Source organism: Microbulbifer sp., assembly GCF_036563125.1.
GTDB lineage: Bacteria > Pseudomonadota > Gammaproteobacteria > Pseudomonadales > Cellvibrionaceae > Microbulbifer.
The window spans coordinates 1-19,638 of record NZ_DATCMV010000131.1; the positions used below are offsets into that span (position 1 = coordinate 1).

19 protein-coding genes are annotated in these 19,638 nt (G+C 59.5%); 7 read left to right on the top strand and 12 right to left on the bottom strand.

Translation table 11 applies throughout. The features are described 5' to 3' along the window. The coding region (locus VIL80_RS10755; protein WP_332036114.1) for a GspE/PulE family protein at nt 1-1,317 on the bottom strand (1,317 nt) is incomplete at its 3' end. A gap of 201 nt (nt 1,318-1,518) precedes the next feature. On the opposite strand from VIL80_RS10755, the gene VIL80_RS10760 reads away from it, so the two are divergent. The 3 genes from VIL80_RS10760 to VIL80_RS10770 all read left to right on the top strand — a co-directional run bounded on the left by VIL80_RS10760 (nt 1,519) and on the right by VIL80_RS10770 (nt 4,387). Then, complete coding sequence (locus VIL80_RS10760) at nt 1,519-2,196, top strand: TIGR00153 family protein (RefSeq protein WP_332036115.1); 678 nt, start codon at nt 1,519-1,521, stop codon at nt 2,194-2,196. Nucleotides 2,197-2,208: 12 nt separating this feature from the next. Beyond that, nucleotides 2,209-3,489: an inorganic phosphate transporter gene (locus tag VIL80_RS10765; RefSeq protein ID WP_332036116.1), complete on the top strand. Its 1,281-nt coding sequence runs from the start codon at nt 2,209-2,211 to the stop codon at nt 3,487-3,489. Nucleotides 3,490-3,577: 88 nt separating this feature from the next. After that, the gene (locus VIL80_RS10770) at nt 3,578-4,387 is read left to right on the top strand and encodes a PhzF family protein (protein WP_332036117.1); all 810 of its coding nucleotides are present in this window, start codon (nt 3,578-3,580) and stop codon (nt 4,385-4,387) included. Nucleotides 4,388-4,471: 84 nt separating this feature from the next. Here VIL80_RS10770 and VIL80_RS10775 read toward each other — a convergent pair whose 3' ends face one another. Continuing rightward, nucleotides 4,472-5,734 carry a M24 family metallopeptidase gene (locus VIL80_RS10775; protein WP_332036118.1) on the bottom strand — a complete coding sequence of 421 codons (1,263 nt, stop codon included), beginning with the start codon at nt 5,732-5,734 and terminating at the stop codon, nt 4,472-4,474. Between the two features lie 168 nt (nt 5,735-5,902). Next, nucleotides 5,903-6,367, bottom strand: a complete 465-nt coding sequence (locus tag VIL80_RS10780; protein ID WP_332036143.1) for a DUF6314 family protein — start codon at nt 6,365-6,367, stop codon at nt 5,903-5,905. 24 nt (nt 6,368-6,391) lie between these two features. Here VIL80_RS10780 and VIL80_RS10785 point away from each other — a divergent pair, with 24 nt between their 5' ends. From VIL80_RS10785 to ilvD, 4 genes are all read left to right on the top strand, one after another. Next, nucleotides 6,392-7,249 carry a carboxylate/amino acid/amine transporter gene (locus VIL80_RS10785; RefSeq protein ID WP_332036119.1) on the top strand — a complete coding sequence of 286 codons (858 nt, stop codon included), beginning with the start codon at nt 6,392-6,394 and terminating at the stop codon, nt 7,247-7,249. Nucleotides 7,250-7,281: 32 nt separating this feature from the next. Continuing rightward, nucleotides 7,282-8,445, top strand: a complete 1,164-nt coding sequence (gene argE, locus VIL80_RS10790) for an acetylornithine deacetylase (RefSeq protein WP_332036120.1) — start codon at nt 7,282-7,284, stop codon at nt 8,443-8,445. Nucleotides 8,446-8,508: 63 nt separating this feature from the next. Then, nucleotides 8,509-9,822 (top strand): amino-acid N-acetyltransferase, encoded by a 1,314-nt coding sequence (gene argA / locus VIL80_RS10795; RefSeq protein ID WP_332036121.1) that lies wholly within the window; start codon nt 8,509-8,511, stop codon nt 9,820-9,822. Between the two features lie 168 nt (nt 9,823-9,990). Then, nucleotides 9,991-11,826: a dihydroxy-acid dehydratase gene (gene ilvD / locus VIL80_RS10800; protein WP_332036122.1), complete on the top strand. Its 1,836-nt coding sequence runs from the start codon at nt 9,991-9,993 to the stop codon at nt 11,824-11,826. A gap of 56 nt (nt 11,827-11,882) precedes the next feature. Here the strand turns inward: ilvD and VIL80_RS10805 are convergent, their stop codons facing one another. The 9 genes from VIL80_RS10805 to VIL80_RS10845 all read right to left on the bottom strand — a co-directional run bounded on the left by VIL80_RS10805 (nt 11,883) and on the right by VIL80_RS10845 (nt 19,630). Next, nucleotides 11,883-12,416, bottom strand: coding sequence for an energy transducer TonB (locus VIL80_RS10805; protein ID WP_332036123.1), 534 nt, complete (start codon nt 12,414-12,416; stop codon nt 11,883-11,885). A 365-nt stretch (nt 12,417-12,781) separates the two neighbouring features. After that, entirely contained in the window at nt 12,782-14,116 is a 1,335-nt protein-coding gene (locus VIL80_RS10810; RefSeq protein ID WP_332036124.1) for a tetratricopeptide repeat protein, read from the bottom strand. Between the two features lie 12 nt (nt 14,117-14,128). Further along, nucleotides 14,129-14,752, bottom strand: a complete 624-nt coding sequence (locus tag VIL80_RS10815) for an energy transducer TonB (RefSeq protein ID WP_332036125.1) — start codon at nt 14,750-14,752, stop codon at nt 14,129-14,131. 5 nt (nt 14,753-14,757) lie between these two features. Next, on the bottom strand, nt 14,758-15,159 hold the full coding sequence (locus VIL80_RS10820; protein WP_318952941.1) for an ExbD/TolR family protein: 402 nt from the start codon (nt 15,157-15,159) through the stop codon (nt 14,758-14,760). Between the two features lie 158 nt (nt 15,160-15,317). Beyond that, nucleotides 15,318-15,845 carry a MotA/TolQ/ExbB proton channel family protein gene (locus VIL80_RS10825; RefSeq protein ID WP_332036126.1) on the bottom strand — a complete coding sequence of 176 codons (528 nt, stop codon included), beginning with the start codon at nt 15,843-15,845 and terminating at the stop codon, nt 15,318-15,320. Nucleotides 15,846-15,859: 14 nt separating this feature from the next. Next, the gene (locus VIL80_RS10830) at nt 15,860-17,227 is read right to left on the bottom strand and encodes a MotA/TolQ/ExbB proton channel family protein (RefSeq protein WP_332036127.1); all 1,368 of its coding nucleotides are present in this window, start codon (nt 17,225-17,227) and stop codon (nt 15,860-15,862) included. After that, complete coding sequence (locus VIL80_RS10835) at nt 17,224-18,006, bottom strand: DUF3450 domain-containing protein (RefSeq protein ID WP_332036128.1); 783 nt, start codon at nt 18,004-18,006, stop codon at nt 17,224-17,226. Before VIL80_RS10835 ends, VIL80_RS10830 begins: the two co-directional genes overlap by 4 nt. Before the next feature lie 272 nt (nt 18,007-18,278). Continuing rightward, nucleotides 18,279-18,797: a dihydrofolate reductase gene (locus tag VIL80_RS10840; protein WP_332036129.1), complete on the bottom strand. Its 519-nt coding sequence runs from the start codon at nt 18,795-18,797 to the stop codon at nt 18,279-18,281. Continuing rightward, the gene (locus tag VIL80_RS10845; protein ID WP_332036130.1) at nt 18,797-19,630 is read right to left on the bottom strand and encodes a thymidylate synthase; all 834 of its coding nucleotides are present in this window, start codon (nt 19,628-19,630) and stop codon (nt 18,797-18,799) included. Before VIL80_RS10845 ends, VIL80_RS10840 begins: the two co-directional genes overlap by 1 nt. Nucleotides 19,631-19,638 lie beyond the last annotated feature (8 nt).

Genomic DNA, 19,638 nt, shown 5'->3' on the forward strand with positions numbered 1-19,638 from the left:
CAGGGTGGAAATCACCAGGTGGCCGGTGAGCGCCGCCTGCACCGCCATCTGTGCGGTTTCCAGGTCGCGGATCTCCCCCACCATGATGATGTCCGGGTCCTGGCGCATCAGGGTGCGGATACCGGCGGCGAAATCCAGGCCGATACTGTGGTGCACCTGGGTCTGGTTGAAACTCTCTTCCACCATTTCGATAGGGTCTTCAATGGTGGAGACGTTCACCTCGGTGGAGGCCAGCTGTTTGAGCGCCGTATACAGGGTGGTGGTTTTACCGGATCCGGTGGGACCGGTCACCAGCACAATACCGTTGGGACGGCCGAGCATGGTCTGCCAGCGTTCAAGGTCGTCACCGGCGAGACCAAGGTCATTGTAGGAGCGCGCCAGCACCTCGGGGTCGAAAATCCGCATCACCAGTTTCTCGCCGAAGGCGGTGGGCAGGGTGGAGAGTCGCAGTTCCACCTCACTGCCGTCCGGGCGCTTGGTCTTGATGCGCCCGTCCTGGGGCTTGCGCTTTTCCGCCACATTCATGCGCCCGAGGATTTTCAGGCGGCTGGTGACGGCGGCGTTCACCGCATCCGGCAGCTCGTGAATCGGGTGCAGGATGCCGTCGATGCGGAAGCGGATACGCCCGATATCCCGGCGCGGTTCGATATGGATGTCACTGGCGCGCTGGTCGAAGGCGTGCTGCAGCAGCCAGTCGACGATATTGACGATGTGCTGGTCGTTGGCTTCCGGGTCCTTGAGGTTGCCGAGTTCCAGCAGCTGCTCGAAGTTGTTGGCACCAGAGGTGCCCTTGAGACCGCTGGCACCGGTGATGGAGTGGGCCAGGGAGTAAAACTCGGTGCAGTAGCGTTTGATATCCGCCGGGTCCGCCACCACCCGCTGCACGGTGCGCCCGCTGGTGTGCTCCAGCTGCTCTTCCCAGCCAGCGGTGTAGGGCTGGGCCGTGGCCACCAGCAGCATCTCCTTGCTCGCTTCCACACACAGGATCTGGTGGCGCTTGGCAAACTGGAAACTCATCACCTCGGTCACCGCCGCCACATTTACCTTGAGCGGATCGATATGGTAGAGGCCGTGGGAGGAAGTGTCCGCCAGCCACTGGGTTAGCGTTGCCGCGTCCAGCGCCTTGCCCGGCTTTTTCAGGTTGGGCAGCTCGCAGCTGGCGATATAGGTGAGCGGGTGCATCTGCGCCTGCTCGGCAGTGCGCGGGGTACCGATCAGGCGGTTGGCATCCGGGCGACTGATATACCCCTGGCTTACCAGGTCTTCCAGCAACCCCGGCAGGTCGAGAATCCGGTCCGCCATTTTGCTCACAGCCATATCCTTGCACCCGTCTACGCTTATTGTGAAGGCGCATTGTAGCTCTTATAGCGGACGGCAACAGTGCGGCAGGTCCGCTGAAAATCCTCGAAACCAAAGCGTCACTGTGCCCTCGACAGATGTTGGGGTACCATGCCGCCAAATTTGGCCACCCGCGGTGGCTTTTCGACCAACTGTCAGGACCGGAAAAAGGAACAAACCATGCCCCTGTCCAATATCGCCAACCTGTTCGGCCGCTCGCCGATCAAGCCCATCAAGGAGCACATGGCGACTGCCCACAAGGCGTCAGCGGATCTGGTGCCATTCTTTGAAGCCCTTATGCAGGGCGACTACACCACTGCTAAAACCATCCAGCAGCGCATTTCCGCCACCGAGAATCGCGCCGACGACATCAAGAAAGACCTGCGCCTGCACCTGCCGGACAGCTTGTTCATGCCGGTGTCCCGCACCGACCTGCTGGAACTGCTGCACGCCCAGGACGAAGTGGCCAACACCGCCCAGGACATCGCCGGCCTCGCCATTGGCCGCCAGATGGAAGTGCCGGAAGCGCTGCAGGCCATGATGACCACCTTCGTGGAAAGTGCCGTGGCCGCCTCCGCCCAGGCGCTCACCGCCATCAACGAACTGGACGAACTGCTGGAGTCCGGCTTCGCCGGTCGCGAAGTGGATATCGCCCAGCGCATGACCGAAGAGCTGGACGAGCTCGAGCGCAAGTCCGACAAGCTCGAAGTACAGGTGCGCTCCGCCCTGTTCAAGATCGAAAAAGAACTGCCTCCCGTGGACGTGATTTTCCTCTATCGCGTTATCGAGTGGGTCGGCGACCTGGCCGACCGCGCGCACGCTGTCGGCAACCGGCTACAGCTGTTGCTGGCACGTTAAAGGGGAAGCTCCATGGATATCATTGCTCAGTACGGCCACATCTTTCTGATTCTGGCCTGCGTCTTCGGCTTCTTTATGGCTTGGGGCGTGGGCGCAAACGACGTGGCCAACGCCATGGGAACCTCTGTGGGTTCCCGCGCGCTGACCATCAAGCAGGCGATCATTATCGCCATGATCTTCGAATTCGCCGGTGCCTACCTGGCCGGCGGCGAAGTGACCGCAACCATCCGCAAGGGAATCATCTCTCCGGACCTGTTTACCGATAAACCGGAACTGCTGATCTACGGCATGCTCTCCGCCCTGTTGGCTGCGGGCACCTGGCTGATGATCGCGAGTATCCTCGGCTGGCCGGTTTCCACCACCCACTCCATCGTCGGCGCCATTGTCGGCTTCTCTGCGGTGGGCATTTCCGTGGACGCGGTGGCCTGGGGCAAGGTGGGCAGCATCGTCGCCAGCTGGGTGGTATCCCCGGTGTTGGCGGGCACCTTCTCGTTCCTGCTGTTTAGAAGCGTACAGCGCCTGATCCTCAATACCGAAGATCCCTTCACCAACGCCAAGCGCTACATCCCGATCTACATGTTCGCAGTGGGCTGGATGATCGCCATGGTGACGCTGACAAAGGGTCTCAAGCACGTGCTGGCCGATGCCAATATCAAGCTGAGCTTCTGGCAGGATGCGCTGATTGCCGGTGTTGCGGGCCTGATCGTGATGGGCGTGGGTATGGCGATGATCAAACGCATCAAGCGCGATCCTGAGCGCGAGCGCGGCAACCGTTTCGCCAACGTGGAGCGCGTGTTCGCCATCCTGATGATCTTCACCGCCTGTGCCATGGCGTTTGCCCACGGTTCCAACGACGTGGCCAATGCGGTCGGCCCGCTGGCGGCGATCGTCAACACCGTGCAACAGGGTGCAGTGACTGCCAAGGCCGTTATGCCGTCATGGATCCTGCTGCTGGGGGGTATCGGTATCGTGGTGGGTCTCGCCACCTACGGCTTCAAGGTGATGGCCACCATCGGCCAGAAGATCACCGAGCTGACCCCGAGCCGCGGTTTCGCCGCCGAGCTGGGCGCCGCCTCCACCGTGGTGCTGGCCTCCGGCACCGGTCTGCCGATCTCTACCACCCACACTCTCGTCGGCGCGGTGCTCGGCGTGGGCCTGGCGCGCGGTATCGGCGCACTAAACCTGCGCATGATCACCACCATCGTCGCCTCCTGGATTGTCACCCTGCCCGCGGGCGCCGGTCTGGCGATCCTGTTCTTCTTCTTCTTCAAGGGTGTGTTTGGCTGGCAATAGCCGCTGCCGACTTCACCTGTTAAAAAGGGAGCCTCGTGCTCCCTTTTTTATTGGTTTTATTTCCGGCATTTGAGAGAAGGAAACTCCCATGCAACTTACCATGCAACTGCCCATCTACCAGGCCGACGCCTTCACCTCCGAACTGTTCAAAGGCAACCCCGCTGCCTATATACCCCTGACCCGCTGGCTAGACGACCAGCTACTGCAGCAGATCGCCGCGGAAAACAATCTCGCGGAAACCGCCTTTACGGTACCCGCCGGCAACGGTTTCGAGCTGCGCTGGTTCACCCCCGGCGAAGAAGTCCCATTGTGCGGCCATGCCACCCTGGTCACCGCACACCTGCTGTGGACGGAACTGGGCTTTACCGAGGCGGAAATTCACTTTTATACCCGCAGCGGCGAGCTGATCGTGCGCTATGAGGGCGAGCTGCTGACACTGGACTTCCCGGCACAGGTAAACCGCGAAATCCCGCTGACGGAAAACTATGCACAGGCCCTTGGTGCGGCGCCTTTATGCGCACTGGAAGTGGCCGGCTCCGACGACCAGCTGCTGCTGGAGTTTACCTCCGCCGAGGTGGTTGCCGGCCTGTCACCGGATATGCGTGCGCTGTTGAAGCTGCCCTACAAGGGCCTGATCTGCACCGCGCCGGGCGAAGGATTTGACTGCGACTTCGTCAGCCGCTTCTTCTCCCCCGCCATTGGTATCGACGAAGACCCGGTGACCGGCTCCGCGCACACCCGGCTAGTGCCGTTCTGGGCGCAGAAGCTGGATAAAACCCGCCTCAAGGCCAAACAGATCTCGCCCCGTGGCGGCGACCTGGATTGCGAACTGGCAGGCGGGCGCGTGCTGATGCGCGGGCGCGCGGTCACGTACCTGCGCGGCCAGATCAGCCTTTGATCGAGGCGGGAAACAGAAATGAAGGGTGGGGGGGAGTGGGCGACCTTCTTCCGCCCGCGCCCCCAAGGGTAACTTCAGAAAGAGTTACCCCAGACGCCCCAGAGGGCTGGTAAGACTTTCCGGAGGCACGGTAAACCAGGCGGGGCCATCGGCGGTCATGTACAGGCAATCCTCCAGGCGCACGCCGAACTCACCGGGGAGATAGAGGCCCGGTTCATTGGAAAAACACATGCCGGGCGCCAGCTCGGTTTTCTCCCCGCGTACGAAGTTCACCGGCTCATGCCCCTCCATGCCGATGCCGTGTCCGGTGCGGTGGGAAAGCCCGGGCAGGCGGTAGTCGGGCCCGAAACCATGCTTCAGGTAAAACGCCCGCACCGCATCGTCGATGCTGCCCGCCGGGGCGCCGAGTTTGGCCGCCTCGAACGCCACGTTCTGCCCCTCCCGCACCAGCTGCCAGATCTGCTGCTGTTTCTTGCTGGGCTCACCGTAGACAAAGGTCCGCGAAATATCAGACTGGTAACCCTCGACACTGCAACCGCAATCCATCAGCACAATCTGACCCTCGCGGATTTGTTGCGGCTGATCGGTGCCGTGAGGATAGGCGCTGGCCTCGCCGAACAGGGCCATGGTCCAGACACCCTGCCCGCCCAGTGCGCTCTGCGCAGCCTGCATTTTCTGGTTCACGTCCGCCGGCGTCATGCCCGGGCGCAGCTGATCCCACACCATGCCGTAGGCAGCGAGGGTAATCTCATTGGCCTTTTTCATCAGCGCCAGCTCCGCCGGGCTCTTCTGCATACGGCAGCCGCGGGTAACCGGGTCTGCGCTCACCAGCTTGAACGATGGCAGCGCATCGCGAATGCCATCGGCCACAAACCAGCGCACCGTGGCCTCGAGACCAATGACACCGGATTTGAAGCCCCGGTCTTTCAACACCCCGGCGATGCGCGTAAACGGGCTTTCGTGTTCATTCCAGGTGCGCACATCCTCGCCAAAGGTCATCGACTCACGCACGGAAGGCTCTTCGAAGAAGGGGGTCACCACCGCGATATCACCGCGCCGGGGAATGACCACACAGGTCAGGCGCTCGGAACGCCACCAGCGGATACCGGTGAAATACAGCATCGCCGCCCCCGGCTCGAGCACAATGGCGTCGATACCGTACTGTTGCATCAGCTGCTGGGCCCGCGCCACTCGCGCCTGCCGCTCGGCGATGCTAATTGGCTTTACGCCCGCGAGCAGGGACTCGGGCTTGTTCTCTTTTGCCGGCGATTCTGCCGCACGCAGTGGCAGCCCCGGAGTAACCGCCAGCAGTGCAGCAGCTTTGAGTAATTGGCGTTTGGTCGGCATGAAATCTCTCCCCACATCTGCCAGCAGCATTATTTAGTTCTGGCGCGGCGCCAGTTTGCACCACCGAGAGCGTATCCTGATTTGACCGCAAAAGCAGGGGCGCTCATCGCAACAGATTGGCATTGTGGCTTGTAAAGGCGGGAGGCTGGGACGATAGCAATGCAGGCACTACCAGTAGTGGTAGTGCAGACGCTCGTTCTTGCGCGGGCCGTGGATCTGCCAGATCAACTCGATTTTATCGCTGTGTAGCAGGAGCTCGGCGGTGTAGGTATCGTCGCCGCACAGATGTGGTGCCTGATGGCGGAAGCCATGCTCGGTGACCGGTACCAGGTTAAACAGCAGCACCGGAGTTTCCCGGCGCAAATGTTCCAGGCGCACAGAGTCGAGGCAGCGGGTCCAGCGGTAGCGGTTTTGCAGTGAGACTTTATGGCCGTCGGCATCGGTAAATTCCGCCAGCTCATCGAACACAATATGGGCGCCGAAGCTGGTAACACTCACTTCGCCGCGCCCGTGCCCGCGCCAGTTGGTTTTCGATCCCGGACCATTGCTGGCGTTGAAACTGAAGGCGCGGACTTTTTTCAAGCGCTCACAGAGTTGCGCTAACGCCGCCAGCGATTTGTAATCCGCCTGCATATTCACCAAAGTATTTTTCCAATCATGCTACTGCTGATACTCGTTACCCTGCTGTGGGCCTTTTCCTTCAGTCTGATCGGCGTCTATCTCGCCGGCCAGGTCGACAGCTATTTTTCCGTGCTCACCCGGGTGCTGCTCGCCACCCTGGTATTCCTGCCATTTCTCAACTGGCGCACACCGCCGCGTACCGCGCTCACACTGATGGCCATCGGTGCCGTACAGCTGGGGCTCATGTACCTGTTCTACTACCAGTCGTTCCTGCTGCTCAGCGTGCCCGAGGTACTGCTGTTCACCATTTTCACCCCGGTGTATATCGCGCTGATCTACGACCTGCTGGCGCGGCGATTCTCCTTTTGGAACCTGCTGGTGGCCGCTATCGCCGTCATAGGTGCCGCGATCATCCGCTGGAACGACCTGAGCGGCGACTACTGGAAAGGCTTTTTGGTTGTGCAGGGCGCCAACCTGTGCTTCGCCACAGGCCAGGTGGCCTACAGGCAGTTTATGCAATCCTCCCGCGCGCGCACGGAACCACTGCCGCCGCGGCAGACCTTCGGCTGGTTTTTTATCGGCGCCAGCATTGTGGCCAGCATCGCCTGGGTCGCGCTCGGTGCCCCCAAATATCCATCAAATGTGGCCCAGTGGGGTGTGCTGGTATGGCTCGGTGCCGTAGCCTCGGGAGTGGGCTATTTTCTCTGGAACAAGGGCGCAACACAGGTTTCCCCAGGCACCCTCGCGGCAATGAACAACGTGCTGATTCCGGCGGGGCTGTTGGTAAACCTGCTGATATGGAATCGCGATGCGGACCTGCCGCGACTGCTCGCCGGCGGCCTGCTGATTCTTGTCGCTGTTGTTCTCAGCGAGTGGCACAGTAAGCGCCGGTAAACCCCAAAATTGTTCAAGCAAGGATCGTCACCATGAACGCCCGTACGCTGCCCTCGTTGCAGCAACAATTACAGCAACTGGTCGCCAGCCCGAGCGTCAGTGCCACCAACCCCAAGCTCGACATGGGCAACCGCGGTGTCATCGATCTGCTGGCGGCATGGCTGGACACTCTCGGCTTTGAAGTGCAGATCATGCCCATCGACGGCCAGCTGCATAAAGCCAATCTCATCGCCACACTCGGCCGCGGCGATGGCGGGCTGGTGCTCTCCGGCCATACCGATACCGTGCCTTACGATGACAACCGCTGGCAGTCGGATCCGTTCAAGCTCAGCGAGCGCGACAACCGTTTCTACGGTCTCGGCAGCACCGATATGAAGGGCTTTTTTCCTATCGCGATCGAAGCGGCCAAGGCCTTTGTCGACAAGCCACTGCAGCAGCCGCTGATTATTCTCGCCACCGCCGACGAGGAAACCTCGATGGCCGGCGCCCGCGCGCTGGTAAAAGCCGGTATCCCGAAAGCCCGTTACGCCATCATCGGTGAACCCACCGGGCTCAAGCCGATTCGTATGCACAAGGGCATGATGATGCATGCGCTGCGTATCACCGGCCAGGCGGGTCACTCGTCGAACCCAGAATACGGCGCCAGTGCCCTGGAAGCCATGCACGGTGCCATGGGGGAAATTCTAAAACTGCGCAGCGAGTGGCAGAGCCGCTACCGGAATCCCGGTTTTGCGGTGCAGGTGCCGACGCTGAATCTCGGCTGCATTCACGGCGGCGACAATCCCAACCGTATCTGCGGCCACACCGAACTGCAGTTCGACCTGCGCCCGCTGCCGGGGATGCCCATGGAGGAGCTGCGCGGAGAATTGCACCAGCGCCTGAAGAACTGCATTCAGGGCGAGAAAATTTCATTCGAACTGGTGCCGTTGATCGGCGATGTGGAGCCCTATGAGGAGCCGGCACAATCGGAGCTGGTGAAAGTGGCGGAACAGCTGACCGGCCACAGTGCGGAAAGCGTCGCCTTCGCCACCGAGGCGCCCTTTCTACAGAAGCTGGGGATGCAGACCATCGTGCTCGGCCCCGGTGATATCGACCAGGCGCACCAGCCGGATGAATACCTGGGTCTCGAGCGCATTGATCCGATGGTGGACATTCTGAAACAGATGATTGGGCGCTTTTGCCTCCAGCAAAGATAGGTGTCCGCAGAAAATGCGGTATATTGCACCCCTAACGAATTCACCTGCTGAAGCGAAGAGATAGTGGATACCGAAAACTCAACTCTCAATTGGTTCCGAAACGCCGCGCCCTACATCAACGACTTGCGCGGGCGAACCCTGGTGGTTGCGATTCCCGGAGAGGGCTTTGAGCACGAAAATTTCCGCAACCTGGTGCACGACCTGACGCTGCTGATCAGCCTCGGCATGCGCCTGGTGGTGGTGCACGGCGCGCGCGCGCAGGTGAATCGCGCCCTGGAGAGCACCGGCATCCAGAGCCGTTTTTACGGCAATACCCGCATCAGCGACCGCGACACCCTGGAAATCATCAAGGCCGCCATCGGCAAACTGCGCTTCGAAATCGAGGCCGCGTTTTCCCAGGGGCTACCGGATTCCCCCATGGCGCGTTCCGCGCTGAAGGTGATTTCCGGCAACTTCGTCACCGCGCGTCCTGTCGGCATTATCGACGGTACCGATATGGGCTGGACCGGCAAGGTGCGGCGCATGGAGGTGCCGGCCATTACCCGCGCCCTGGACGAGAGCTCGCTGGTGGTGCTTTCGCCGCTGGGCACGTCGCTCACTGGCGAGCTGTTCAGCCTCAACTATCTGGATCTCGCCGCTGAGGCCGCCAAGGCGCTCAAGGCGGAAAAACTGATCCTGTTCCGCGACCAGCCGTTCCTCGAGATCGATGGTGAGGCGGTATACGACCTCAGCATCAATCAGGCGGAAGAAGCCGCGGAGGCCATCGACAGTGAGACCCTGAACTGCGCGCTCGCCGCCTGTAATGCGGGCACCCCCCGCGCGCACCTGCTGAGCTACGCAGAGGATGGCGCGCTGCTGCAGGAGTTGTTCAGCCGCGAGGGCACCGGCACCATGATCTATCGCGACAGCTACGAAGTTGTGCGGCGCGCACGGATCAACGATGTGGGCGGTATCCTCGGCCTGATCCGGCCGCTGGAAAAACAGGGCATTCTGGTGCGCCGCTCTCGGGAAAAGCTCGAGGCGGAAATCGATCATTTCACCCTGGTGGAAGTGGATGGCACCACCGTGGCCTGCGCCGCGCTGTATCCGATTCTGGACGAACAGGGCGACACCATTGCCGCAGAGATTGCCTGTGTGGCGATTCACCCGGAATTCCGCGGCGGCGGCCGCGGCGCCAAGCTGTTGCAGCATATGGAGCGACAGGCGAAGGCACTGGATCTGCCGGAGATCTTCGTGCTCACCACCCAGACCGAACACTGGTTTATCGAGCACGGGTTTACCCAGGTGGAAGTGAGCGACCTGCCCGCCACCCGTAAGTCCCTGTACAACATCCAGCGCAACTCCCGTGTTTTGCGCAAGCGGCTCACCAAGCAATAGGTTTGCCGAGACCAGCAAACTTTTCGGACAGACCATGCGCGGTTTTCCCCGTCGGCCGGCAACCGCGCAAAACTCCTTGCATTTTGCTACGCTGTCGCGCTTCCCGCCCGCAATCCGGGCGGCCGTTTTTACTGAATGCTGTCATTTATCAGAACAACGCGAATCACTATGCCTCAGTACCGCTCCCGCACCTCCACCGCCGGCCGTAACATGGCCGGCGCCCGCGCCCTGTGGCGCGCCACCGGCATGAAGGATGAAGATTTCCACAAGCCCATCATCGCCGTGGCCAACTCGTTTACCCAGTTTGTGCCCGGACACGTGCACCTGAAAGATATGGGCCAGCTGGTGGCGCGGGAGATCGAAAAAGCCGGCGGCGTGGCGAAGGAGTTCAACACCATCGCCGTGGACGACGGTATCGCCATGGGCCACGACGGTATGCTCTACAGCCTGCCCAGCCGCGAGATCATCGCGGATTCGGTGGAGTACATGGTCAACGCCCACTGCGCCGATGCGCTGGTGTGTATCTCCAACTGCGACAAGATTACCCCCGGCATGCTGATGGCCGCGCTGCGCCTGAATATCCCGGTGATCTTCGTTTCCGGCGGCCCCATGGAAGCGGGCAAGACCAAGCTCGCCGACCACAAGCTGGACCTGGTGGATGCGATGGTTATCGCCGCCACCGACTCCGCCTCCGACGAACAGGTGGCGGAGTACGAGCGCTCTGCCTGCCCTACCTGCGGCTCCTGTTCCGGCATGTTCACCGCCAACTCCATGAACTGCCTGACCGAGGCGCTGGGTCTGTCGCTGCCCGGCAACGGCACCATGCTCGCCACCCACGCGGATCGCGAACAACTGTTCCTCCGTGCAGGCCGCGAGATTGTCGCGCTGGCCAAGCGTTACTACGAAGAGGACGACCTCTCAGCCCTGCCGCGCTCCATCGCCAGCCGCGCCGCGTTCAACAACGCCATGGCACTGGACATCGCCATGGGCGGTTCCACCAACACCATCCTGCACCTGCTGGCCGCGGCCCAGGAAGGCGAGGTGGACTTCACCCTCGCGGATATCGACCGGCTGTCGCGCAAGATCCCGCAGCTGTGCAAGGTGGCGCCGAATACTCAGAAATACCATATCGAGGATGTGCACCGCGCCGGTGGCGTGATGTCGATTCTCGGCGAGCTGGAAGCCGGCGGCCTGTTCGACGCCAGCCTGCCCACGGTACACAGCCGCACCTTCCGCGAAGCGCTGGAAGAGTGGGATATCCGCCGTACCGACAATGCGGAAGTGCATAAATTCTTCCGCGCCGGTCCTGCGGGCATTCCCACCCAGCAGGCCTTCAGCCAGGACTGCCGCTGGAACAATCTGGACGGGGACCGCGAGAACGGCTGTATCCGCTCCGTCGAGCACGCTTACTCACAGGAGGGCGGTCTCGCGGTGCTGTTCGGCAATCTGGCGCCGGATGGCTGCGTGGTGAAAACCTCCGGCGTGGAAGAAGAGCTGTGGCACTTCGAGGGCCCGGCGCACATCGTCGAGAGCCAGGAAGACGCGGTGGCAAATATTCTTGCGGGCAAGGTGAAGGAAGGGGAAGCGGTGATCGTGCGCTACGAGGGCCCCAAGGGCGGTCCCGGCATGCAGGAAATGCTCTACCCCACCAGTTACCTGAAATCCAAGGGGCTGGGTAAATCCTGCGCCCTGATCACCGATGGCCGTTTCTCCGGTGGCACCTCCGGCCTCTCCATCGGCCACGTGTCCCCGGAAGCAGCCGGCGGCGGCAATATCGGCCTGGTGCAGGATGGCGACCTCGTGCGCATCGATATCCCCAACCGTCTGATCGAAGTGGATATTCCGGAGGCAGAATGGCACCGCCGCCGCGAGGCCATGAACCACAAGGGCGCCGACGGCTGGAAACCGGCCAAGCCCCGCCCGCGCAAGGTCAGCAAGGCACTCAAGGCCTACGCCCTGCTCGCCACCAGCGCCGACCGGGGGGCAGTGCGCGAGATCGATTGATCTCCCTTCTGAAAAAAATAGCGGGCAATGCCCGCTATTTTTTTATGCACCTCCCGTTATTGAGCCAATTTGAAAGAGATGCGGTTGCGCACCCCGTGCTGTTCCACCGCCTGCCCCTCGGACATCGGCGGGCGGTATTTGAAGCGTTCCACCGCATTCAGCGCTGCACCGTTGAATACATCCGTGGGCAGGCCCGCGCTGTCGTAGCCACCAACCACAAACGGATCTCTCACACTGCCGTTTTTGGTGATGGTGAACTCAACTACCACATAGCCCTCGATTCCCCGCGCCAGGGCGCGACGCGGGTACTGCGGCGCGGGTTTGTAGATGGGCAACGGATCAGCATTCACTGCTATCGGGCCATGTTTTTCGCCACCAACCACCGGTGCATTTATCCCTGTGGGCAAATCCTCGGCTTCAACCTGGCGATTCACCTGCACCCTTGGCAGCGGTGGGGGTATCTCTTGTGGCTTCAGCACCGGGTCTGACTTATGCACCGTGGGCGTTACCTTCGGCATGTGGATCGGTGCAATAACCGCTGGCGGTTCATCCACCGGCGCCCGATAGTCTGTCGCGATGAGCTGCGTCATCCCAAACACGAGCAAACCGGTTACACCGAGCGCAAAACCGCCGCTGCGCAACAACTGCGCTGATTTCAGGGGTATGGATATTGGATTGGAAAATTGAGGACTGGAATTGAGCGGATAAGCCTGTTCCATAAACACCTCTCCTTTTTATTTTCAGGTGTTGAAAGGTCGCGCCAGCTCGCATGCAGTGGCGCGGAGGAAAAAGCTGATCAGCTACTTTCAGTATTTAGTTGATTTGGGCGAAAGTGCAAATAATTCTCAATAATTGTCTATATTTGCGCCAGCAATAGGTAAATTACAGGCAAAAAAAAAGGCCGCACTCAGTGCGGCCTTTCTGGCTCGGATCAAACCTCCGGCAGATGTATTGATTACATTGCCAGCTGCTTTTCCCGCTCCTGTTCACTTTCTACGAAAGTGATCCACTGTTTGGCAAACTTCTCGGAGCGTTTGTCATCCAGTGCTTTCTTGAAGAACTTCAAGGAGTCGTCGTACTTCTTCAGGTTGGCGTTGGCCATACCCAGTACGATGTAGAGCTGATCCGGGCGCTTGATACCGCCCTTCTTCAGCGCTTTCGCGCCCATGTCTACGGCTTTATCGTTCTTGTCCAGGTCCAGGTAAATACCGGCCAGACGCGAGTAGATATCACCCTTGTCAGACATGCTGGCAGCTGCTTCCAGCTCGGGGATCGACTTCTGCAGCTCCTGAGCCATCTGGTACGCCTGAGCCAGGGTTTCCAGATTCTTGGAGGTGCGCTCGATCTTCTTCTCCTTGATGCCCTTGTCGATGACCTTGGCACCCTTGTACGGCATTTCCGCGCCCATGTAGAGATAAGCCATGTTCAACAGCTCTTTCTCTTTCTGCAGGGCACCGGCAATGTAAGCGGCTTCCATCATGTGAAGCATATCGTCTTCACGCTTCAGTTCGCCGTACATACCTGCCAGCTGCTTGTAGTACTCCCCTTTCGGGTAGTGCTTCACCAGCTTCTCAAGGATATTGGTGACCTGCTTGTAGTCGTTCTTATCGTAGTACAAGAAACGCTGCAAGCCGTACCAGTTCTCCTTCGGTATCTTGCCTTCCTTTTCGAACATAGACACGGCTTTGTTCATATCGGCAAGTGCCTTGGCGTTGTCACCCAACTGGTAGTATGCCTGGGCGCGCAGGGCGTAGGAGTCCGCGTTGATGTTGTCGGCAACAGCAAACCACTTGTTCAGGTAGTTCACTGCCTGCTTGTAGTCTTCGGTCACGAAGTACAACTGGGCGATGGTCAGCAGGGTCCCCACTTCCAGCGCTACCGGCAGGTTTTCTTCACCCTGCTGCAGCACTTTCTGGTAGTAAGCAATCGCCTGCTTATAGTTCTCCATGCTGTAGTAAACGTAGCCGTAGAAGTAGTACATCTGCGCGGCTTCGTAGCCGTTCAGTTTGTCCTTACCGGCTTCCATTTCCTTCAGCGCCGCCAAAGCACCCTGGAAGTTCTGCGCTTCCGCAGCTTCCTGTGCCTTGCCCAGGTATTTGAACGCACTTTCACGCATGGCCGGGGTCTTGCGGGTCTTCTGCTCGGCGGCCTGCGCCTGGGCAAAGGAACCGGATACGCCGACGGCTTCCAGTACGGTCACACTCACGGCCGGTGCCAGCAACAGGGGCAGCGCTACGGACGTGCGCAGGACGAGTTTGGACAGGCCTTTCGTCACGGTCGTCATGTTCATATGCGTCCCCTATCAGTTCTTGGCCAGGTTGAAGCTGATCTTGGTTTTTACACCAGGCACTTCAATCGGCTCACCGTCAACAACCCGCGGCTTGTACTTGTACTTCAGGGCTGACTTCACGGCAGCGCTGTTGAAGATAGTGGTCGGGTTGCCATCCAGAGTGAAGGCTTCCACCACAATCGGGTCACGTACAGAACCGTTTTTGGTCACGGTGTATTCAACAACCACCCAGCCTTCGATACCGCGTTGCAGTGCGCGGCGCGGATACTCCGGCTGAACCTTAACGATCGGCAGGTAGTCACCTTCGGTGGCGAAACCGCCGATACCACCCACCTTCAGGTCGGCATTTGCCCTCGGCGCGGACATGTTCAACGCATTGTCCACATCCGGCTGGTCAAATTCCGGCTCCGGCATATCGGGCGGCGGCTGCTCGGGCTCGTCAGGCTTGTCCGGCTTGCTGGTATCGTATTGGGTTTCGATCTTCTGTTCCGGCATCACGATGTCGGCCACCTTGATCTGCTCCTCTTCCTCAGGAGCTTTCATGTTGGCTTCAATCAGCTGATGCATGGTGAAGATCAGGGCAAAAGTGGTGGCTACCGCCAGCGCACCCGCCCCAACTAGTCTTACCGGGTTCATAGCTGTTAACTCTTCTCTGTAGCGACCGACACTTTCTCGATTCCGATCTTCCTGGCCGCGTCCGCGATCAGGGCAACCTTCTCGATACTCGCCTTTTTATCGGGCTGAATTACCAACCACCCTTTCGGGTTTTCTGCGTAGAGACGCTCCAGGGTGTTTTTCACCAGGCGGTCATCTACTTGCTCTTTGGCAATCCAGATTTCGTTGTTGTCGTTAATCGCTACCAGAATAGAGGCGGCTTTGAGTTCAGCGGTTGTCGCTTCCGGCTTAACAACATCGACGCCTGGCTCCTTGATAAAGGTCGCGGTGACGATGAAGAAGATCAGCATGATGAACACCACGTCCAGCATGGGCGTGAGGTCAATCGCTTGGCCTTCTTCTTCTGCCGTAGTCTGTTTTCTGCTCATTGCAACTCTCTCTAGCGAAATGCTAATAGCGAGATTTGGCCTTGTGGAGTTCTCACTGCACCCTAAGTGTTAGTGAAAACTCCCTGAATTGGCTAAACCTTCCGGTCTGCGGGGCCTATTCCTGAGAACAGCACCCGCACACCTTTATTGTGGTGCCGTCAGTGATCCATCGTCAGATGGTCTGCCAGCAGCTGAGTCTCGCGCTGCGCGGTACGGGTGATGTAGGTGTTGGCAAACACCCCAGACAGTGCGGTCACCATACCCGCCATTGTCGGGATGGTGGCCATGGATACACCGCTGGCCATTTGCTTTGCATCACCACCACCGGTGATCGCGAGCACTTCGAACACGTTGATCATGCCCCATACGGTGCCCAGCAGGCCGAACAACGGCGCCAGGGCAACACAGGTCTGGATCATGTCCATATTGCTGTCGATCTTCTCGGATACCCGGGAAATCAGTGCATGACGGATCTGGTGGGCATTCCAGGATTTGCGCTCGGGGCGCGCCTCCCAGGCGTCCATAGCGGTCTGAACATCGCGCTTCAGACCACCCTTGAAGTAAAAGACCCGCTCGAAAATCAGCGTCCACATGAAGAAGGTCAGGCCGGCGATCAGGAGTAGTACTGGCCCGCCCGACGCCATAAAGGCGTTGACGGCGGCCCATGCGTCATTCAATGCGTGCATGTTGCCGCCTCCTCTTATTTACGCTCAGCGTTTTCTGCAATGATACCGGCACTCTGTTCGTCCAGAATGTGCAGGATACGCTTGGCACGGCCGTTCACGATGGTGTGCAGCAGCACGGTCGGGATAGCCACGACCAGACCCAGAACGGTGGTTACCAGTGCAGAGGAGATACCGCCGGCCATAGCCTTGGGATCGCCCGCGCCGAAGATGGTGATCGCCTGGAAGGTAACGATCATACCGGTAACGGTACCCAGCAGACCCAGCAGCGGGGCCACCATGGCGATGATCTTCAGCAGGTTCAGACCGGATTCGATGGCCGGACGCTCTTTCAGCACCGCTTCTTCCATCTTCAGTTCCAGGGTCTCGCCGTCAATGCCTTTGTTCTCTTCGGCCACAGCCAGAACACGACCCAGCGGGTTGTTGGTGTTCGGAGTGGAAGAGCGCAGCTGGGCATTAACCTTGGAGTTCACACCGGACAGCACCAGCAGACGCCAGATAGCCAGCAGAACTGCAACCACACCTACTGCGGTGATTACGTAGCCAACCGGGCCACCCTGGTGCCAACGCTCAACCAGGCTCGGGCTGTTGATCATGGCCTTCAGGTAGGAACCGCCGGTAGGACCAGTCGGGTCAACGCCGAACGCAGTGAAACCACTGGTAGCAGCCTGCAGGTCAGCAGCCATGCTCAGGAACTTGCCGTCGGGCTGACGGATCAGCTCGGCCATTTTCAGGCTGTCGTTCATTTCCAGGTACTTGCCGTTGGAAACCAGGTTGAAGTTACCAACACGCACAACTTCCTGCTCGGTCTGCTCGCCATCGGGCTTGATCACAGTACCGTTGAACTTGACGATCTTGCCGGATTCCACGGTTTCACGCTGCAGTTCGTACCACAGACGCTCGATTTCCTGGATGGTCGGCAGTTTGGTGGCGGAGTTCATTTTGTCGATCAGCTGATCGAGGAACTCGGCGCGACCCGGGTACTGGGCGGATACCAGAGAGGTGTCCAGGTTGGCGCGCAGGTCACCAGCGGTAGAGGTCAGGTGGCCGAACAGCTCTTTCAGAGAGCCGAGGCGCTCGTCCAGCTGCTGACGCTTCTGCTGAACCAGCAGTTCCTGCTCTTCGTACTTCTTCTCCAGCGCCGCAGAGCGGGCTTCTTCGGAAGTGCGGGTGTTTTCAGCCTGGCTCAGCAGGCCGGCCTGGTTAGCTTTTTGACGACGGAAGTCGTCTTCACGCTTTTTGTGCTCGGCGGATTCAGCGATCTTGGAGCTCTGAACCATCTTCAGCAGCTGGTCCAGGTCGGTAGCTTTGTCTTGGGCTACAGCGGAAACGCTGATCAGACCAGCGGCAGCTACAGCTAATACGCGTTTGGCGATGGTTTTCATTGCGCAGCCTCCGGAGCCGGAATCGGCAGAGTCATGATGTCGGTGGTAGCTTGTTTCTTGGCGATTTTCAGACCTTGCAGGATGGCGCGACGGTATTCGCCAGCGTCGATCTCAACCCATGCTTTCTGAGCTTTGTCGTAAGCCAGGGAGATTTTGGAGTCGGTGGTCTGAGCTACCAGTGCGATACGGCCGACCTGAAGCACGCTAACTTCACGATCCTGACCATTTACGTTCAGGGTGTCGTTGTAGGTGTCGATCTTACGCGCGTATTCGGCTTCGAAGTTGTACAGTTCCAGCACCTGACGGAATTTCTCCGCTACAGTGATATCGGAACGGTCCATATTGTTCTTCACGCCTGCGAGGTTGGCCTTACGCTCGGCCAGCTTGAAGGGGGCATCCAGTTCGATGAACTGCTCCAGGCCGTCCAGCATACGCAGGATCAGGGGCTGGATTTGACGCTCGATCACGGTTACCTGGTCGATGGACTCGTCCAGATCCTTGATCACGCTCAGCTGGTTAGCCAGCTGCTTTTCGAGCTGACGGTTGTACACGCGCAGACCGTCGATCTCTTTGTTCACTACCTTGAACTGCTGCAGCAGGTCAGAGGTTTCCTGAGCGATCTTGTCGATGCGCTTTTGAGATGCAGTTGCGGCAGCAGTTTTCTGCTCACCAACCTTCAGAACGGTATCCAGAGTATCCGCAGTGGCTACGCTACCGTACAGTGCGCCGGCAGACAGCGCAGTGGTCAGCGCCACAGCCATGAATCGCTTGGTTTTCATTAGACCCCCCAGTGGGTTCGATATTTCACAACATGGTCGCGATGAATTAGCTGCCACAACGCGGTAGTTTTTGGCTTGAAGACAGCTAAGAGCCGCACATTGTAAACAGCCGATTTGATTATTCAAATGCCGATTGACTGCTTCGCCGTAGCTGTGTAGCTGGGTAACACCGCGGTAACACCGTCGGGTTTCATGCACACATTTGCGGCAAGCTACGCTGTGCAACAATCAACCAAATCTACCCGGAAGGGTAAATTTTGGTCAATTTGTTTTTAAATAAACCTGTCGTACTGGACTAAGCAGTAGTTGTATTCATCCTTTTCCGAGGCCGGGTAACAATCCCGCCCGGACTCCTGCCAGGTTTTATCCAGTACCGGGAAGAAGGCGTCTCCATCCACCTCCGCATCCACTTCCGTGACATACAAACGCCGTGCCAGTGGCATCGCCTGGCGGTAGATCTCCGCCCCGCCGATCACCATAACTTCCTCAGCGCCGTCGCGTGCGGCCACCTGCTGCGCCAGTTCCAGCGCCAGCTCCAGGGATGCGGCCACTGCCACGCCCTCAGCGCTCCATGCGGGATTGCGGGTGATGACGATGTTCTGGCGCCCGGGCAGTGGACGACCGATGGACTCAAACGTCTTGCGCCCCATGATCACCGGTTTACCCAGGGTGGTGCGCTTGAAAAACTGCAGGTCCCCGGAAATCCGCCAGGGCAAAGTGTTCTCACGACCGATGGCGCGGTTGCGCGCGGTGGCGACGATCATTGCCAGCGGCACCTGATGTAACACCATTACACCGCCACCGGTGCGGGAATGTGGGGATGGGCCTCATAGCCCCGCAGCTCGAAATCTTCAAAGCGGAACTCGAACAGGTCTTTTACGTCCGGGTTCAACACCATCTGCGGCAGCGGCAGGGGCTGACGGGACAACTGCTCCTCGACCTGCTCGGCGTGATTGGAATAGAGGTGGGCATCACCAAAAGTGTGCACGAAGTCCCCGGGCTTGAGACCACACACCTGCGCCAGCATCAGCGTGAGCAGGCTGTAGGAGGCAATATTGAAGGGTACACCGAGGAAAATATCGGCGCTGCGCTGGTACAACTGGCACGACAGCTTGCCATCCGCCACATAGAACTGGAACAGGGCGTGACAGGGCGCCAGCGCCATTTTGCCAGCGCGGGCGTTGTCGCTCGGGGACACGCCTTCATCTGGCAGATCCGCAGGATTCCAGGCACTGACGATCAGGCGGCGGGAATCCGGGCGGGTCTTGAGCTGGTGCACCAGCTCCTTTATCTGGTCGATGTGGCGGCCGTCGGCGGTGGGCCAGGAGCGCCACTGGTAGCCGTAGACAGGGCCGAGCTCACCGTCTGCGGTGGCCCACTCATCCCAGATCCGCACACCGTTGTCTTTCAGGTATCCGATGTTGGTATCACCCTGCAGGAACCACAGCAGCTCGTGGATGATGGAGCGCAGATGGCACTTCTTGGTGGTGATCAGCGGGAAGCCCTCAGAAAGGTCAAACCGCATCTGGTAGCCGAACACACTGCGGGTGCCGGTGCCTGTGCGATCACTCTTGAGGGTGCCGGTGTCGCGCACGTGGCGCATCAGGTCGAGATATTGCTTCATCTATATAG

Bases quoted from the DNA above. Each gene is read 5' to 3' on its own strand.
- VIL80_RS10760 (WP_332036115.1), top strand. From the start codon at position 1,519: ATGCCCCTGTCCAATATCGCCAACCTGTTCGGCCGCTCGCCGATCAAG.
- VIL80_RS10765 (WP_332036116.1), top strand. From the start codon at position 2,209: ATGGATATCATTGCTCAGTACGGCCACATCTTTCTGATTCTGGCCTGC.
- VIL80_RS10770 (WP_332036117.1), top strand. From the start codon at position 3,578: ATGCAACTTACCATGCAACTGCCCATCTACCAGGCCGACGCCTTCACC.
- VIL80_RS10775 (WP_332036118.1), bottom strand. From the start codon at position 5,734: ATGCCGACCAAACGCCAATTACTCAAAGCTGCTGCACTGCTGGCGGTT.
- VIL80_RS10780 (WP_332036143.1), bottom strand. From the start codon at position 6,367: ATGCAGGCGGATTACAAATCGCTGGCGGCGTTAGCGCAACTCTGTGAG.
- VIL80_RS10785 (WP_332036119.1), top strand. From the start codon at position 6,392: ATGCTACTGCTGATACTCGTTACCCTGCTGTGGGCCTTTTCCTTCAGT.
- argE (WP_332036120.1), top strand. From the start codon at position 7,282: ATGAACGCCCGTACGCTGCCCTCGTTGCAGCAACAATTACAGCAACTG.
- ilvD (WP_332036122.1), top strand. From the start codon at position 9,991: ATGCCTCAGTACCGCTCCCGCACCTCCACCGCCGGCCGTAACATGGCC.
- VIL80_RS10805 (WP_332036123.1), bottom strand. From the start codon at position 12,416: ATGACGCAGCTCATCGCGACAGACTATCGGGCGCCGGTGGATGAACCG.
- VIL80_RS10810 (WP_332036124.1), bottom strand. From the start codon at position 14,116: ATGAACATGACGACCGTGACGAAAGGCCTGTCCAAACTCGTCCTGCGC.
- VIL80_RS10815 (WP_332036125.1), bottom strand. From the start codon at position 14,752: ATGAACCCGGTAAGACTAGTTGGGGCGGGTGCGCTGGCGGTAGCCACC.
- VIL80_RS10820 (WP_318952941.1), bottom strand. From the start codon at position 15,159: ATGAGCAGAAAACAGACTACGGCAGAAGAAGAAGGCCAAGCGATTGAC.
- VIL80_RS10825 (WP_332036126.1), bottom strand. From the start codon at position 15,845: ATGCACGCATTGAATGACGCATGGGCCGCCGTCAACGCCTTTATGGCG.
- VIL80_RS10830 (WP_332036127.1), bottom strand. From the start codon at position 17,227: ATGAAAACCATCGCCAAACGCGTATTAGCTGTAGCTGCCGCTGGTCTG.
- VIL80_RS10835 (WP_332036128.1), bottom strand. From the start codon at position 18,006: ATGAAAACCAAGCGATTCATGGCTGTGGCGCTGACCACTGCGCTGTCT.
- VIL80_RS10840 (WP_332036129.1), bottom strand. From the start codon at position 18,797: ATGGTGTTACATCAGGTGCCGCTGGCAATGATCGTCGCCACCGCGCGC.
- VIL80_RS10845 (WP_332036130.1), bottom strand. From the start codon at position 19,630: ATGAAGCAATATCTCGACCTGATGCGCCACGTGCGCGACACCGGCACC.